14 protein-coding genes are annotated in these 15,351 nt (G+C 44.1%); 7 read left to right on the top strand and 7 right to left on the bottom strand.

The window, feature by feature from the left end:
• Positions 1 to 346 precede the first annotated feature (346 nt).
• The 5 genes from petA to AC5JPT_RS00350 all read left to right on the top strand — a co-directional run bounded on the left by petA (position 347) and on the right by AC5JPT_RS00350 (position 4,194).
• The gene (gene petA / locus AC5JPT_RS00370; RefSeq protein ID WP_319050167.1) at positions 347 to 931 is read left to right on the top strand and encodes a ubiquinol-cytochrome c reductase iron-sulfur subunit; all 585 of its coding nucleotides are present in this window, start codon (positions 347 to 349) and stop codon (positions 929 to 931) included.
• Between the two features lie 22 nt (positions 932 to 953).
• Positions 954 to 2,159 (top strand): cytochrome b, encoded by a 1,206-nt coding sequence (locus tag AC5JPT_RS00365; RefSeq protein WP_493858400.1) that lies wholly within the window; start codon positions 954 to 956, stop codon positions 2,157 to 2,159.
• Complete coding sequence (locus AC5JPT_RS00360; protein WP_493856646.1) at positions 2,159 to 2,872, top strand: cytochrome c1; 714 nt, start codon at positions 2,159 to 2,161, stop codon at positions 2,870 to 2,872. The genes AC5JPT_RS00365 and AC5JPT_RS00360 overlap by 1 nt, the downstream gene beginning before the upstream one ends.
• 195 nt (positions 2,873 to 3,067) lie before the next feature.
• Entirely contained in the window at positions 3,068 to 3,682 is a 615-nt protein-coding gene (locus AC5JPT_RS00355) for a glutathione S-transferase N-terminal domain-containing protein (RefSeq protein WP_319050165.1), read from the top strand.
• A gap of 74 nt (positions 3,683 to 3,756) precedes the next feature.
• Positions 3,757 to 4,194: a ClpXP protease specificity-enhancing factor gene (locus AC5JPT_RS00350; RefSeq protein ID WP_493856645.1), complete on the top strand. Its 438-nt coding sequence runs from the start codon at positions 3,757 to 3,759 to the stop codon at positions 4,192 to 4,194.
• A gap of 120 nt (positions 4,195 to 4,314) precedes the next feature.
• On the opposite strand, the gene dcd is transcribed toward AC5JPT_RS00350, so the two are convergent.
• The 6 genes from dcd to AC5JPT_RS00320 all read right to left on the bottom strand — a co-directional run bounded on the left by dcd (position 4,315) and on the right by AC5JPT_RS00320 (position 10,460).
• Positions 4,315 to 4,890, bottom strand: coding sequence for a dCTP deaminase (dcd, locus tag AC5JPT_RS00345; protein WP_149489812.1), 576 nt, complete (start codon positions 4,888 to 4,890; stop codon positions 4,315 to 4,317).
• Positions 4,891 to 5,024: 134 nt separating this feature from the next.
• Complete coding sequence (gene apbC, locus AC5JPT_RS00340) at positions 5,025 to 6,248, bottom strand: iron-sulfur cluster carrier protein ApbC (protein ID WP_493856644.1); 1,224 nt, start codon at positions 6,246 to 6,248, stop codon at positions 5,025 to 5,027.
• Between the two features lie 212 nt (positions 6,249 to 6,460).
• Positions 6,461 to 7,261, bottom strand: a complete 801-nt coding sequence (locus AC5JPT_RS00335) for a 3-hydroxybutyrate dehydrogenase (RefSeq protein WP_493856643.1) — start codon at positions 7,259 to 7,261, stop codon at positions 6,461 to 6,463.
• A 155-nt stretch (positions 7,262 to 7,416) separates the two neighbouring features.
• Positions 7,417 to 8,046, bottom strand: a complete 630-nt coding sequence (locus AC5JPT_RS00330; protein WP_319050162.1) for a 3-oxoacid CoA-transferase subunit B — start codon at positions 8,044 to 8,046, stop codon at positions 7,417 to 7,419.
• A gap of 139 nt (positions 8,047 to 8,185) precedes the next feature.
• Positions 8,186 to 8,899 carry a CoA transferase subunit A gene (locus AC5JPT_RS00325; protein WP_493856642.1) on the bottom strand — a complete coding sequence of 238 codons (714 nt, stop codon included), beginning with the start codon at positions 8,897 to 8,899 and terminating at the stop codon, positions 8,186 to 8,188.
• A gap of 220 nt (positions 8,900 to 9,119) precedes the next feature.
• A complete protein-coding gene (locus AC5JPT_RS00320; RefSeq protein ID WP_493856641.1) occupies positions 9,120 to 10,460 on the bottom strand; it encodes a short-chain fatty acid transporter in 1,341 nt (446 codons plus the stop codon).
• 431 nt (positions 10,461 to 10,891) lie between these two features.
• On the opposite strand from AC5JPT_RS00320, the gene AC5JPT_RS00315 reads away from it, so the two are divergent.
• Together AC5JPT_RS00315 and metG are read left to right on the top strand one after the other, a co-directional pair.
• Positions 10,892 to 12,307, top strand: a complete 1,416-nt coding sequence (locus AC5JPT_RS00315; protein ID WP_493856640.1) for a GntP family permease — start codon at positions 10,892 to 10,894, stop codon at positions 12,305 to 12,307.
• A gap of 350 nt (positions 12,308 to 12,657) precedes the next feature.
• Complete coding sequence (metG, locus tag AC5JPT_RS00310) at positions 12,658 to 14,751, top strand: methionine--tRNA ligase (RefSeq protein ID WP_493856639.1); 2,094 nt, start codon at positions 12,658 to 12,660, stop codon at positions 14,749 to 14,751.
• 148 nt (positions 14,752 to 14,899) lie between these two features.
• On the opposite strand, the gene AC5JPT_RS00305 is transcribed toward metG, so the two are convergent.
• Positions 14,900 to 15,286, bottom strand: coding sequence for a hypothetical protein (locus AC5JPT_RS00305; RefSeq protein WP_493856638.1), 387 nt, complete (start codon positions 15,284 to 15,286; stop codon positions 14,900 to 14,902).
• Positions 15,287 to 15,351: the final 65 nt, after the last annotated feature.

The raw sequence follows: 15,351 nt of genomic DNA, 5'->3' as shown, positions 1-15,351 counted from the left end.
GTAGTGAAAGTTAGTGAACATTGCCTTGATTTCAAGTATCATTCGCTGTTGCTAAAAATCCTTATTAATTATAAGGTCATCGCACTCACAATCCTGATCAAAACAGAGTCGACGTTACACATTGATAATCCAGCTGTTTTGGTTTGATTGTCATATTCAACCTTATAATATGTCCTATTGAGGTTGCTTTATTTTTAACGCAATAATTTATTTTATCACCGAAATAGCTTAGAATAGCAACAATTAGCAAAATTAGGCACAGCTAAAGTGGCTTGATATTGTATATTTTCTAAGCCACAAACCCAGTGTGGGATAATCCCATTTCATTCACCTGGAGGAAGTATTAATGAGCCAAGCCGAAGGCGTTAATGTACAACGCCGTAGAGTTCTTATTGCCTCAACTGCCGCAATTGGTGCAGCTGGGGTAGCTGCCGTGGCGACACCTTTTGTCCGTTCTTGGTACCCAAGCGCTAAAGCTGAGGCTGCAGGGGCTGCAGTAACCCAAGATATTGGTTCTATCGAAGATGGACAAATGATCGTTGTCAAATATCGTGGCAAACCTATTTATGTGGTTAAACGCACAGAAGACATGGTCGCAGGACTAGAATCAGTCAAACCTTTATTATCTGATCCTGAGTCTGATGCGTCTCTACAGCCAGAATATTGCAAAAACCCTACTCGCTCTTTAGAACCAACCGTATTGGTTGTGGAAGGCGTTTGTACCCATTTAGGCTGTGCACCAAACTACCGTCCTGATGTGGGCGCGGTTGATTTAGGTGGTAATGATTGGTATGGCGGGTTTTTCTGTCCGTGCCACGGGTCAAAATATGACTTAGCAGGTCGCGTATACAGTGGCGTTCCTGCACCGCTTAATTTACCCGTTCCAGAATATGGTATGGATGGTACCATTTTGACGGTTGGGGAGGCTTAACATGAGTATAGGTAAAAAGTTAATGCACTGGGTGGACGCGCGTTTTCCGGCGACTGAAACCTATGAATACCATATGTCGAAGTACTACGCACCAAAGAACTTCAACTTTTGGTACTTCTTTGGCGTGCTATCGATGATTGTACTGGTCAACCAATTGGTGACTGGTATATGGCTGACGATGATGTACAACCCAAGTGCCGAAGGGGCATTTGCGTCTGTTGAATACATCATGCGTGACGTAAAAGGCGGTTGGCTCATTCGCTATATGCACTCAACTGGCGCCTCTGCGTTTTTCGTGGTTGTGTACCTGCATATGTTTAGAGCCTTGCTGTACGGTTCATACCAAAAACCTCGTGAGCTTATCTGGCTCATCGGTATGGGTATTTACCTAGCATTGATGGCTGAAGGTTTCTTCGGTTACCTACTACCGTGGGGCAACATGTCATTTTGGGGTGCACAGGTTATCTTGAACCTACCTGCAGCGCTACCAGTGATTGGTGACGGTCTTGCTGAATGGGTACGTGGTGACTATATCATCTCTGGTATCACCCTAAACCGCTTCTTCGCTCTACATGTTGTTGCTATTCCGCTAGTCCTAGTGGGCTTAGTATTTATGCACATTGTAGCGCTACACCATGTGGGTTCAAACAACCCTGATGGCATCGACATCAAGAAACTAAAAGACAAAAACGGTGTGCCACTGGACGGTATCGAATTCCATCCTTACTACACTGTGCATGACATGGTTGGTATCGTTGTATTCTTTATCTGCTTCTTTGCAGTGGTGTTCTTCTTCCCAGAAGGCGGCGGCTTCTTCCTTGAGCCACCAAACTTTGAAACGGCAAACTCACTGAAAACGCCAGCGCACATTGCACCAGTATGGTACTACACACCATTTTATGCCATCTTGCGTGCAGTTCCAGATAAGCTTGGCGGTGTGATTGCGATGGGTGCGGCTATTGCGGTATTGTTCTTAATGCCTTGGCTAGATAGATCTCCTGTTCGCTCAATGCGCTACAAAGGTATCTTGTCTAAGATTGCCCTGACTATCTTTGCTATTAGCTTTGTTGTATTGGGTTACTTGGGTGCGACACCTGCAACGCCAACAGCAACGTTGATGTCTCGTGTATTCACGATTCTATATTTCTTGTTCTTCTTACTGATGCCGTTCTACACTGCTATTGAGAAGTGTAAACAGCCACCAGAACGCGTTACCGGAGGTCACTAATGAGCACGCTAATTAAATCCCTAGCTGGTCTAGGCTTGGGCGCGGCATTGACGTTGACTGCTGGTACTGCAATGGCTGAAGGTAGTGGCTGTGGTACGTTCACTAATGCTGATGGCGTTGTTGAACATCTGGCTTGTAGTACTGCTCCTATTGATTTTACCAATAAGGGCTCGCTACAAAACGGTGCAAAAATCTTTATGAACTATTGCGCTGGGTGTCACTCAGCAAAGTATGTTCGTCATTCGCGCATTGCCAAAGATTTAGAGATACCACCTGAGTTGGTCGAAAAATATCTGATGGTTACCACTGATCAAATCGGTGACCATATCGATGCTGAGATCGATCCTGAAGTTCAAGCATCTTGGTTTGGTGCAGCGCCTCCTGATTTATCACTTGAGACGCGACTGCGCGGCGATGACTGGGTATACACATACCTACTATCGTTCTATGAAGATCCAAGCCGTCCTTGGGGTGCTAATAACTTAGTGCTGGCTAATGCAGCGATGCCTCATGTTTTGCATAATATGCAAGAAGAGCTGAGCCAAGAAGAGTTTGAATCTGAAGTTGGTGACTTGGTCAACTTTATGGCGTGGATGGGTGAGCCTGCTCGTCATGATCGTCAAGTTATCGGTTTCTTCGTGATTTTATTCTTATTAGTATTGCTGATCCCAGTATACTTGTTGAATAAAGAATTCTGGAAAGACGTCAAATAAGTCATCACTGATAGATATTTTTTAGAAATAAAAAAGGCACTACTTCGGTAGTGCTTTTTTATGCCTTGATAGTGAGCCCAAATGCCAGATAAGCTGAAAAATAAGCCCCTTAGAGGTAATGTTTACGTACACTACCTTGATAAACAGAGCGAGTTTGTTTACGATGGCAGCCTTCACTCTTAACATTAGGCTTTCATGATTGATGCGAATGACATTCCAAGTAGTCAGCTAATTCTGTACGCTGATGACGGCTACGACAGTCATGTGGTACGCCTGTTGCTTGAAGAAAAAAAGCTCGCTTATTATTTGTCTCGTCTTCATTCTGAGCGCCCTGAAGATTTGACTGAGCTTAACCCTTATCATACCTTGCCTGTATTACAACAGCGTGAGATCGCTCTTTATGAAACCAACGTGATCTTCGAGTATCTTGAAGAGCGCTATCATACTAATAAACTGCTCCCTGATACGCCGCAAGAGCGTGCACAGTTTCGTCAGCTGGCTTGGCGCATTCAACGTGATTGGCTAGTACTTGGCAAGCGCTTATTAACACATCCAGATAGCTTTAATAAAGCGCAAGCTGGTGCTGCCAAAAAGCAACTGAGCGATTCGTTGATTACTTTATCGCCTTTGTTTGCTCATAAGCCTTATTTTATGGCTGATGAGTTTGGCTGGTGTGATGTACTGTTAGCACCGTTGTTATGGCGGTTGGATGAGATGGGTATCGAGTTGCCACGTGCGATCAGCCGTCCATTGTTTGAGTATCAAACGAGAGTCTTTGAACGTAGTAGCTTTCAAAAAAGTGTTAAGTAGAATTTGTCATTTGACAAAACTCTAAGAAATATATTTTTCAATTATCAAAAATCATTAGTATAGGAAATCATTAGATGAGCGAAAACACCTCTATCACACCGACCCGTCCTTATATGGTACGCGCATTGTATCAATGGATAGAAGACAACGCTTTGACGCCTTATTTAATGGTAGATGCCACTGCCGATAATGTTCAGATACCCACAGAGCATGTACAGGACGGTCGCATCGTACTCAACATTGCCAGTCGCGCGACAGGTAACATGAGTATGGAAAATGATTACATACATTTTAGCGCTCGTTTTGGCGGCGTTTCTCAAGAGATTTGGGTACCACTCACTGCGGTAATGGGTATATACGCCAAAGAAAACTCACAAGGAATGTTTTTTGACCCTAAAGAGTATGATGACTATGTACCAGAAGATGACTCAGTGCCAACAGCCAGCCAAAGCCCTACAAAAGTTCCGAAACCGAAGCGTGATAATAAAGCAGGGTTAAAAGTATTGAAGTAGTTGAAGCACCATATCTATTCTTTTTGACATAAGAAAAGCCAGCCATAATTAATATGACTGGCTTTTTTGTTGCCTATTTAAAGGCTTAAGCTCTTAATATGATGCATAGAAGCTGACTGTCTAGGTTCTTGGCAGTGTCACGCCACGCTGACCTTGGTATTTACCGCCACGGTCTTTATAACTGGTCTCGCAGACGTCATCAGCATCGCTTTGGAAGAACAGCATCTGCGCCACCCCTTCACCGGCATAAATGCGGGCTGGAAGGTTGGTCGTATTACTAAATTCGAGCGTCACATGCCCTTCCCATTCAGGCTCAAGCGGCGTTACATTGACGATAATACCGCAGCGTGCATACGTTGATTTACCAAGGCAGATAGTCAGTACATCACGCGGAATACGGAAATATTCCATCGTGCGCGCTAACGCAAATGAGTTTGGTGGAATAATACATTCATCACCGACGATATCGATAAAGCTTTTTTCATCGAAGTTTTTAGGATCGACAACGACTGAGTGTACGTTAGTAAAAACTTTGAACTCAGGGGCACAGCGTACATCGTAGCCATAGCTTGAGGTGCCGTAGCTTACTAGACGCTCACCTGCATCATTGAAGCGTACTTGACCTGGCTCGTATGGCTCAATCATGCCATGCTCTTCAGCCATTTTACGAATCCAGCGGTCAGACTTGATAGACATTGTTGTTCCTTAGCAAATATTTAATAGCGACGATTATACGGAATTGACAGCTAGATTTATAGCGTGATGGCTGCTTTATCCTATATTGGTTTTAAACTGACTAAGTAACCAACACCCTATTTTATTATTACCTACTAGAAAATTCGCTTATCATCGACAGGTTTTGCAAATTTATTGATATTGGTTTCGATGTTTTTGGCGATGTCCAGATAATAACTCGCAAACTCATCATTAGCCAATACGCTTGGCTCGCCTTTATCTACTTGTGCGCGGATACCGCTGGCGAGCGGTAACTGACCCAATAGTGGTACATGATACTGCTCAGCAATAAACTCACCGCCGCCAGTACCAAAGATCGCTTCAGTATGATTGCAGTTACTACAGGTATGTAGTGCCATGTTCTCGACCACACCCAGCACAGGTATGTTGGTTTTGTTAAACATCTCCACACCTTTTTGTGCATCTAGTAATGCAACATGCTGCGGTGTTGTCACAATCACTGCGCCCGTGACTGGGATACGCTGTGCCAATGTCAGCTGTATATCACCTGTACCTGGCGGCATATCAATCACCAAGTAATCTAGCTGTGGCCAGTTGGTTTGATTATACAGCTGCATCAGTGCGCCTGTGGCTTTTGGTCCACGCCATGCAACAGGCGTGCTGTCTCCATCGAGCAGACTGCCAATAGACAGCATAGCCATGCCATGTGCATCGACTGGCACAAATTGCTCGTTCTCTAGCTGCGGCCTCACATCAGCGACGCCTAGCATCGTTGGCATACTAGGGCCATAAATATCCGCATCGAGCACACCAACACGATTGCCGAGCTTCTGTAGTGCTAGTGCGATATTGACCGTCGTCGTTGATTTACCAACGCCGCCCTTACCTGATGCCACAACGATAATATGGCGAATACGCGGGTGCGCAGCCAATGAAGCTTGGGTAGGTGCAGCCTTAGTGATCGGCGGCTCAGCATTGTTAGTATTACTATTAGGATTAGACGTCGGCTTGGACTGTGATTCCATCGCGTTCGTTGTCTTCGGCATTTGCTTTGGCAAGCTTGAGCCTGCCCCTTTTTCTGGCGCGGGTAGACGCACATTCATATGAATCGTAGTAATACCGTGCGGATGTAACAGTTGTCCAAGCTCCTGCTGAATAGCTTCAGGGTTGCTGTCTTGCGGTAGACGCAAGTCTAAGGTGAGTGCTTCGCCATCACGCTCAAGCCCTGTAACCATCGTTGCGATACTGACGGTGCCTATCTCATATCCTAGTAGGACTTTGTCAACGGCGCTATCACGCTCTGCCTGCTGCTCAGGCGTTTCAGTTTTTGTGGGTTTTTTCTTCATAAAATTAAACATAGCTATTATTGTTGCCTATAAAAGTGGGTGGGCTTAGTGAACGGCTTATTTTATATCTTAGCGCATCTGTTGATGCGATAGCGTCGATGAGCATTTAACCAAACCTTTTATCGTGACAGTGTAGCTGAATTGGACGCATAAAAAAACCACAACGCCAGTAGGTCTGACGCTGTGGTATACAAGATTCATATTGCTACAACTCGATATCAATCCTAGTTCATAAACCAGCCATGGCTGGCAACGATAGATTGCCCTGTAAATACATTGGTTGGGAAAGCCGCTAAAAACAGCGCCAGCTGAGCAATATCTTCGACTGTCGTGAACTCTTTATCGACGGTATTCACTAGCATGATATCGTTGATGACCGACTCTTCACTGATGCCCTTTTCGGCAGCCTGCTCTGGAATCTGTTTTTCGACCAAAGGTGTTTTAACGAACCCTGGGCAAATCACATGCGAGCGTACTTTGTGCGCAGCGCCTTCTTTAGCCAAAACGCGGCACAGACCCAGCAGTCCGTGTTTGGCAGTCACGTAAGGGGCTTTATATAATGAAGCCTCATGCGAATGAGCAGAGCCCATATAAATGACGGTGCCCCCTTTATCAGCTTTGTACATATGCTGAATTGCGGCTTTGGTGGTCAAAAATGCGCCATCTAAATGAATATCGAGCATTTTTTTCCAATCGCTAAATGCCATTTTATCGATAGGATCAATAATCTGAATACCAGCATTAGAGACCAAGATATCAATACCACCAAAAGCATCGACCAGCTTTTGCACACCGTCGTTTACTGCATCTTCTGACGTCACATCCATAGCAATTGCAAGCGCGCGGCCACCAGCAGCTTCGATAGCATCAACGGTTTTTTGTGCTGCTTCAATATTGATATCAGCAATACCAACGGCTGCACCTGCCTGAGCATAAGTCTCAGCAATATCACGGCCGATACCACTTGCAGAGCCTGTGACTAACGCTACTTTACCTGTCAAATTTTGTTGTAATTGGGTCGCCATATATATTCCTTATCATGGTCTAACATATTATTTGAATACTATAAAAACAGAGCTGAATAAATACGCCACTATAATCATAGTGGCGTATTTATTCAGGAGTAAAGCTCATTTATTTAAAACAGTCGCATTACTATAAAGAGCTTACCGTGCGATGCTTACTGAATGATGTTTACTGGCGTTTTTTCTTGTAATGCCTCAAAGCTCACACCGTCTGCCAACTCTACCAGCTTCAGCCCGCTGTCCGTGACATCTAATACGGCAAGCTCGGTAATGATGCGATCAACCACACCTTTACCGGTTAACGGTAGCTCGCAGTTGGCTAGAATTTTAGGGTCACCGTGCTTGTTGACTTGCTCCATCAATACGATGACGCGCTGTACACCTGCGACCAAATCCATCGCCCCGCCCATACCTTTGACCATTTTTTTGGGGATCATCCAGTTGGCAAGATCGCCTTTTTCTGAGACTTCCATAGCGCCCAATATAGCCAAATTGACATGACCACCACGAATCATTGAAAAAGACTCTGAACTACTAAAATAACTGGCGCCTGCTTCTGCGGTGACCGTTTGCTTACCGGCGTTAATCAAGTCCGCATCGACGTTTTGTTCTGTAGGGAACTCACCAATACCTAATAAGCCATTCTCTGACTGTAGCCACACATCAACGCCTTCAGGGATATAGTTGGCAACTAACGTTGGTAGACCAATTCCCAAGTTCACATAGTAGCCATCTTGTAGCTCTTGTGAAGCGCGCTGCGCCATTTGTTCTCTTGTCCATGCCATGTCGGTTTCCTTATTTTTGCAATATGCTATTGTTATTATTTAGATAGCCAGTTACGTAATCGATAAGCTGTCTGAACTATGATTTATTTAAAACTGACTATCAATGTTATATACGATTAAGCTTTGATCACGTTTTTATCTACGCACCTTCTACCGCTTTAGTCGTAGTTTTTTCGATACGTTTTTCAGGGCTCTCGTTCAACACAATACGCTGAACGAAAATACCTGGTAGATGTACTTCATCTGGATCAAATGTACCGGTTTCGACGATTTCTTCTACTTCGACGATGGTGACTTTGCCAGCCATCGCACAGTCTGGGTTGAAGTTACGAGCGGTTTTATTAAATATTAAATTACCGGCTTTATCAGCTTTTTGCGCTTTTATGAGTGCGACATCAGCGCGTAAGGTATGCTCAAGCACATAAGTGCGACCATCAAAATCGCGCGTTTCTTTGCCTTCAGCAACCAGTGTACCTACGCCGGTTGCGGTATAAAACGCAGGAATGCCAGCACCACCTGAACGCAGCTTTTCAGCCAATGTTCCTTGCGGCGTCAGCTCAACTTCTAACTCGCCTGCCAAATACTGACGCTCAAACTCTTTGTTTTCACCCACATATGATGAGATCATTTTTTTGATTTGACGCGTTTGTAGCAGTAGACCCAGCCCAAAGTCATCGACACCAGCGTTGTTGCTAATACAGGTCAGTTCTTTAACTTTGCTATCACGTAATGCTTCGATTAATGCCTCTGGAATACCGCACAGACCAAAACCGCCGATAGCGAGCGTTTGCCCGTCACTGACGACATCTTTTAGCGCCTCTTCAGCACTGCTATATACTTTTGATTGACTCATGCTAGTCTCCTATAATTATCATTTATATTTTTAATTCTTGCACAAACTAATGCTGAATTAAGTGTTTCAATTATCCATTTGAGTGATGCTTTTGGCACACACCAACAGCGAAAATGAATCATGCTTATTTTTCTTTTGAGCGTTACGACGTTATACAGTCAATTCAATTTAAAAATAGTATAAGCGAGGTGAACGCAGTATTACTTTTATAATGGAGTGGCTATACTACTAGCCAAAACACACCCATAATAATGGCTCCAGATACGGCAAGTACGATCAGGCAATAGCCCATAATGGCTCGCGCATCTAGACCTGCGATACCCAGTAGCGGTAAGGCCCAAAAAGGTTGAATCATATTGGTCCATGCATCACCCCATGCTACTGCCATTGCTGTAACGGCTGGACTCACACCCAGCTCAATACCGGCAGGTATCATGACAGGTCCCTGTACCGCAAACTGCCCACCACCCGATGGTACAAAGACGTTGACCAATCCAGCACTCAAAAATGCAAAAATTGGAAAGCTGTCTGCAGAGGCGGAGTTGACAAAAAACTGGGTCACTTGGGTACTAATAGAGATGCCATCAGCATTTGCGCCCGTCATAATGCCCATGATACCGCCATAAAACGGGAACAATAACACAATACCGGTGATACCACCTATCCCTGAATTGACGGCACGATAATACCGCTCTAGTGTCCCATGCGACAGCAGACCTATGAACAAGAATAGACCGATAACAATGTTTAATCCTAGATTAAAACCATTGGTACCAAACTCGCTAATGTAATACATCAATGCCAAGGCTAGCAATACCACCGCGATAATACGGCTATCATCTAGCTTTTGCGCAGGCGTGTTTCTTTGCGGCGCGACATACACTTCTTCCTTGATGAGCTTAGGATCAATAACCGTAGGATTCTTTGGATGCATAAAGCGGTTTAGAATTGGCAGAATAACGATAAGCAGACCCACGATCAGCAAGTTATAGCCAGCAAAAACAGTCTCCGATAATGGTACTGCCTCCGTCATAGTATTGCCTGACAATGTCAGCAAAGTATCACCACCAGAGCTAAGCGTTAGAGGTATCGACCCTGAAAAACCCCCATGCCAAATCACAAATCCTGAGTAGGCAGCAGCGACGAGCAAAGGATAGTCCACGTTGGCGACTTTTTTTGCTAGTGCTTTGGCAAAAATAGCACCAATAATCAGACCAAATCCCCAGTTTATCCATGAACCCACCAATCCGACCAAGGTCGATACCATAATGGCAGTCGTAGGAGAATGGACTCTACTGGCTAGATTATCCAATAAACGCTGAATGAATGGCGCACTGGCAAACGCATAACCTGTCACTAGAATAAGTGCCATTTGCATCGCAAAGCTATGCAGTGACCAAAGCCCATTACCCCAGTGTCCTGCCATCGCGATCATGTCTTGACCAGTAATCGCAAGACCGACAGCAAAGGCAATGAGTGTCAACACAATAGAGAAGACAAATGGAGATGGCAGGTAGCGATTGACTAACTGCACGCTCATATTGGTAATGGCACTAAACATATTCACATTCCTTGTAAATTTGATGTTTGGTTCTGAGGATGACTACTGCGTATTTTTAACGCTTACTTTGCGTAACTATCAGACTCAAGCTCACTTACTGCGCTCTGCATCTGATAAGTAGCAAACATTATATATTATCGTATTTTTTATAATAATACATTCTATATCGCTATATCATGCATGAAACAGTTGTGCTAACTTAACATATTATTTTCGTAGCGACTAGAAAATAACACCAAAAGCACGCGAGTCAATGCAATGCGCTATATAGATCGACAGAATAGCTAGGATCAATTAGCTGATAGTCTGGATTTATGTTTGATAAAACAGACGAAATAGGCTTATTTTGATTAATTTTATTGACCTATATCAATAAGCACGGCATACTCGCTGCCTTATTTTTTTGCCAATTTTGCCAAGGAGGGCCCGTCATGTTTAGTACGCTTGCTATTGTCATTACCCTATTATTACTCATGTTTTTTGCGTATCGCGGTTATTCAGTGCTTATCCTAGCACCGATTATGGCGACACTAGCAGTCTTACTATCAGGTGATTTTTTAAGTACCATCCCCGCTTATACTGATATTTTTATGGGCGCCCTCAGTGGGTTCTTACTCAAATTCTTCCCTATATTTTTGCTGGGTGCATTGTTTGGGCGCTTGATGGCAGACTCTGGCGCAGCCACTGCTATTGCCAATACAGTGGTCGAAAAGCTCGGTGCGAGCAAAGCCATACTTGCTGTTATTTTGGTCTGTGCGATTTTAACTTATGGCGGTGTATCGCTATTCGTTGTGGCTTTTGCTATCTATCCCATTGCAAAAGACCTGTTCAAAGCTGCAGACATTCCTAAGCGTTTGATTCCAGCAGCCATTGCTCTAGGGTCGTTTACCTTTACAATGACTGCCCTACCAGGCACACCCGCGATTCAAAACGCTATTCCTATTCCTTACTACAATACCAACGTCTTTGCTGCCCCTATTTTGGGTATTATTGGCGGTACAATCATGTTCATCGGTGGTTGGATGTGGCTACAAACGCGTGCCAAAAAAGCCAATGCGGCAGGCGAAGGTTATGGTCAGCATGATGAAGAGGATGTAGGCGGTATAGGTGGCGCTGAGAAAGAAGCTGAAGTATTAAACACTCATCAAACCTCATTTACTGTTGCTATGATTCCGCTCGTACTGGTTATTGGCTTGAACGCTTTATTGACCTATGTGATCTTTCCAACGATAGATTTTGGCAGTCTGCAAACTCAGTTTCCAGACTTGAATGTCGCAGGATCGCTTGGGCTGTGGTCAATCATCATCTCATTGGTTGTGGCTTGTGTGGTGTTAATCCTACTCCGTATCGGACATTGGAATAACCTACAAAAAACCATCAACCGCGGTACTTATGATTCCATGCTACCTATTTTTAACACGGCATCAGAAGTCGGTTATGGGGCAGTTATCGCGTCACTAGCAGGTTTTCTTCTTATCCGTGATAGCATCCTCAACCTGAACCCTAACAACCCTCTAATCTCAGAAGCGGTCGCGATGACGACACTGGCTGGTATCACAGGGTCGTCATCTGGTGGCTTGAGTATTGCGCTATCGACGTTGGGCGAAGACTATCTCAGAATGGCGGTCAATGCGGGTATTGATCCTGAACTTATGCACCGTGTTGCCGTCATGGCGGCGGGTGGTCTTGATACACTGCCGCACAGTGGTGCTGTCATTACGCTATTGGCTATCTGTGGTCTCACCCACAAGCAGTCTTACCTAAACTTGGCAATGGTCACCATGGTCATTCCATTGGTCGCTGTGGTTGCTGTGATCACGCTAGGTACAATGTTTGGTTCATTCTAAGTTTGGTCCATTCTAGGACAGTCTAATTGCAAGTTGATATGTGCTTCTAGCATTCAGGCGCATCATAAATAAAACCCACTTAGCTCAATGCTTGGTGGGTTTTTTGTGGCAGCCTACCGTCTATAAATGCAGTAAAAACCGACTATCTATAACTCGTAAATAGCTGGCAAATGAGAAGTAATTACTAAGGAATATCACAAAATTATCTGAATTACGGTATCATAGGCGCACTTTTTTAATTTTTACTATTTTTAGAAGTTTTTAGTATGAATAACATCGCATCGATAAGTGATGAAACACTTGAGATGTTCGATAACCAATCCGTTTATATAAAAGTATAGGTGACAAAAGTGCGTGAGATTCTAGTAACCAGTGCGCTGCCCTACGCCAATGGCTATATCCATTTGGGGCATCTTGTAGAATATATTCAGACTGACATTTGGGTACGCGCGATGAAAGCGCAAGGTCATCAGGTCACCTATGTCTGCGCAGATGATGCACATGGTACGGCAATCATGCTCAAAGCAGAAGCCAATGGCGTGACGGCCGAGGCGCAAATTGCCTCAGTTAAAGCCTCACACGAAGCAGACTTTTCAAAGTTTCTAATCGATTTTGACAACTATCACACCACTCACTCAGACGAAAACAAAGAATTCTCTGAGCTGATTTATCGTCGTCTAAACGATGCAGGTCATATCAGTACCAAAGATGTCGAGCAGCTGTTTGACCCTGAAAAGCAATTGTTTTTAGCCGATCGCTTTGTCAAAGGCATCTGCCCTGAGTGCGACTCAGCAGATCAGTATGGCGATAACTGCGAAGTCTGCGGTACGACTTATGATGCTACTGAGCTAAAAGAGCCTTACTCAACCTTATCTGATGCAACGCCTGTTCTCAAAACCTCTAAACATTATTTCTTTGATTTGCCTGAGTTTGAGCAGTTCTTACAGGACTGGACTCGCAGTGATAATCGCTTGCAAACCTCAGTCGCTAACAAACTACAAGAATGGTTTGACGCTGGACTTGCCAGCTGGGACATCTCTCGCGATGCACCCTATTTTGGTTTTCAAATTCCAGATACGCCAAGTGATGAGCCAGACAAATACTTTTATGTATGGCTAGATGCGCCAGTTGGCTACATGGCAAGCTTCAAAAACCTATGTGATAAGCGTGCAGGCACCGATCAAGCGCTTGATTTTGACCGCTACTGGGCACAAGAAAACGAGCACAAGACCGAGGTCTATCACTTCATCGGTAAAGACATTGTTTACTTCCATGCGCTGTTTTGGCCAGCGATGCTAGCGGGTAGCGAATTGCGTACACCGACTGGTGTCTTCGCCCATGGCTTCTTAATGGTCAATGGCGAAAAAATGAGTAAGTCACGCGGTACTTTCATCAAAGCCGAAACTTACGCTGAGCACTTGCATCCTGAATATCTGCGTTATTATTTCGCTAGTAAATTGTCTGACAAAGTGGAAGACATCAATCTCGATCTAGAAGACTTTATGCAAAAGGTCAACTCTGACTTGGTGGGTAAAGTCGTCAATATCGCCAGTCGTAGCGCTGGGTTCTTGGTTAAAAAATACGATGGAATGCTGTCAGAGGTTTGCGTCGAGTCAGCACTGTTAGAAGACATAACCAAAACAGGCGATGAAATTGCGGCGGCTTATGAGAATCGTGAGTTCTCACGTGCCATGCGTCTCATCATGCAATGTGCAGACAAGGCTAACGAATATATCGATGCCAAGAAACCATGGTCGCTAGCGAAGCAGGAAGGTACTGAACAAGAAGTTCAAGACGTTTGCTCGGTTGCTATCAATATCTTCCGTCAATTGATGGTCTATCTGGCGCCTGTATTGCCTGAGCTGACCAGCAATGCCAAAGACTTTCTAAACCTTGATGATTTGAGCTTTGCCAGTCGTAATGAGTGGTTACTAGGTCATAAAATCAATAAGTTCAAACCATTAATGCAACGTATTGAAGAAAAAGATATCGAAGCCATGGTAGAAGACTCCAAAGCATCACTGACTCAAGCCGATTCACCTGCCGCAACTGAAAGTAGCAAGTCTGCTGCAAAAGATAAAGCATCTGCAACAGATGCTGATGCTGAGCAAACGGACTACATTGGCATCGAAGACTTCGCCAAAGTCGAGATGAAAGTAGCACACGTCTTAGAGTGCAGTCATGTAGAAGGCGCAGATAAGCTACTCCAGTTCACGCTTGATGTTGGTGAAGACAAACCACGCAACGTGTTTAGCGGTATTCGTAAGTTCTATGAGCCTGAGCAGTTGACGGGTAAGAAAGTCATCTGCGTCACCAATCTTGCCCCGCGTAAAATGAAATTTGGCATCTCAGAGGGCATGGTGCTATCAACGGGTAATCCAAAAACCCAGCTAACGGTCGTTACGCTACCTGATAACTGTGTCATTGGTGATGTCCTCGCATAAAAACGTTGGCTTCACTAATGATGTAAGTAATCATTAAAGAACGAAAAATAAAGAACAAAAAAACGGTCTATTTAGACCGTTTTTTTATGGCTGACTTAAAAGACTAGAGCTCGTTGTTATCTATGTAAGATACTATCTACTTGAAATCTTATCTACTTAAAATATCTATGATCTGCAACGTGTCATTGATTACGGTCACAATGTTATTATCTGGCGTACGGATACGAACGTAGCGATCATCATAACGATCTAAAATGACAGAACGATCATAATCTCTTCTATCAATCTTGCCGACTACTCTATAACCGTACTTATCAAGATCACGCTTGAACGAAGCGTTTGGGCTCGCATTACGATAAGCGTTAATATTGGGCTGGGCATTACCGTTTTGTTTATAATCTTTACTGCTATAAGTATGCTTACCTTTGGCATTACCATTACCGTTATTGTCTTTTGCCATAGCAGGTAGGCAAACTAAAGAAGTGGCCGTAATACCAGCGATAGTTAATAGCTTGAGATTAGCGATATTCATCATGTCATCCTTAAAATAGTTATTTGAAAAATTAGTAGGTAAGCAGTAGAGCGCATCACATATCTATT

It is taken from the genome of Psychrobacter sp. H26 (assembly GCF_059073035.1).
This window is presented reverse-complemented; position numbering and strand designations above follow the sequence as displayed.

Excerpts from the sequence above, each read along its gene's own strand:
- petA (WP_319050167.1), top strand. The coding sequence starts at position 347 with ATGAGCCAAGCCGAAGGCGTTAATGTACAACGCCGTAGAGTTCTTATT.
- AC5JPT_RS00365 (WP_493858400.1), top strand. The coding sequence starts at position 954 with ATGCACTGGGTGGACGCGCGTTTTCCGGCGACTGAAACCTATGAATAC.
- AC5JPT_RS00360 (WP_493856646.1), top strand. The coding sequence starts at position 2,159 with ATGAGCACGCTAATTAAATCCCTAGCTGGTCTAGGCTTGGGCGCGGCA.
- AC5JPT_RS00355 (WP_319050165.1), top strand. The coding sequence starts at position 3,068 with ATGATTGATGCGAATGACATTCCAAGTAGTCAGCTAATTCTGTACGCT.
- AC5JPT_RS00350 (WP_493856645.1), top strand. The coding sequence starts at position 3,757 with ATGAGCGAAAACACCTCTATCACACCGACCCGTCCTTATATGGTACGC.
- dcd (WP_149489812.1), bottom strand. The coding sequence starts at position 4,890 with ATGTCTATCAAGTCTGACCGCTGGATTCGTAAAATGGCTGAAGAGCAT.
- apbC (WP_493856644.1), bottom strand. The coding sequence starts at position 6,248 with ATGTTTAATTTTATGAAGAAAAAACCCACAAAAACTGAAACGCCTGAG.
- AC5JPT_RS00335 (WP_493856643.1), bottom strand. The coding sequence starts at position 7,261 with ATGGCGACCCAATTACAACAAAATTTGACAGGTAAAGTAGCGTTAGTC.
- AC5JPT_RS00330 (WP_319050162.1), bottom strand. The coding sequence starts at position 8,046 with ATGGCATGGACAAGAGAACAAATGGCGCAGCGCGCTTCACAAGAGCTA.
- AC5JPT_RS00325 (WP_493856642.1), bottom strand. The coding sequence starts at position 8,899 with ATGAGTCAATCAAAAGTATATAGCAGTGCTGAAGAGGCGCTAAAAGAT.
- AC5JPT_RS00320 (WP_493856641.1), bottom strand. The coding sequence starts at position 10,460 with ATGTTTAGTGCCATTACCAATATGAGCGTGCAGTTAGTCAATCGCTAC.
- AC5JPT_RS00315 (WP_493856640.1), top strand. The coding sequence starts at position 10,892 with ATGTTTAGTACGCTTGCTATTGTCATTACCCTATTATTACTCATGTTT.
- AC5JPT_RS00305 (WP_493856638.1), bottom strand. The coding sequence starts at position 15,286 with ATGATGAATATCGCTAATCTCAAGCTATTAACTATCGCTGGTATTACG.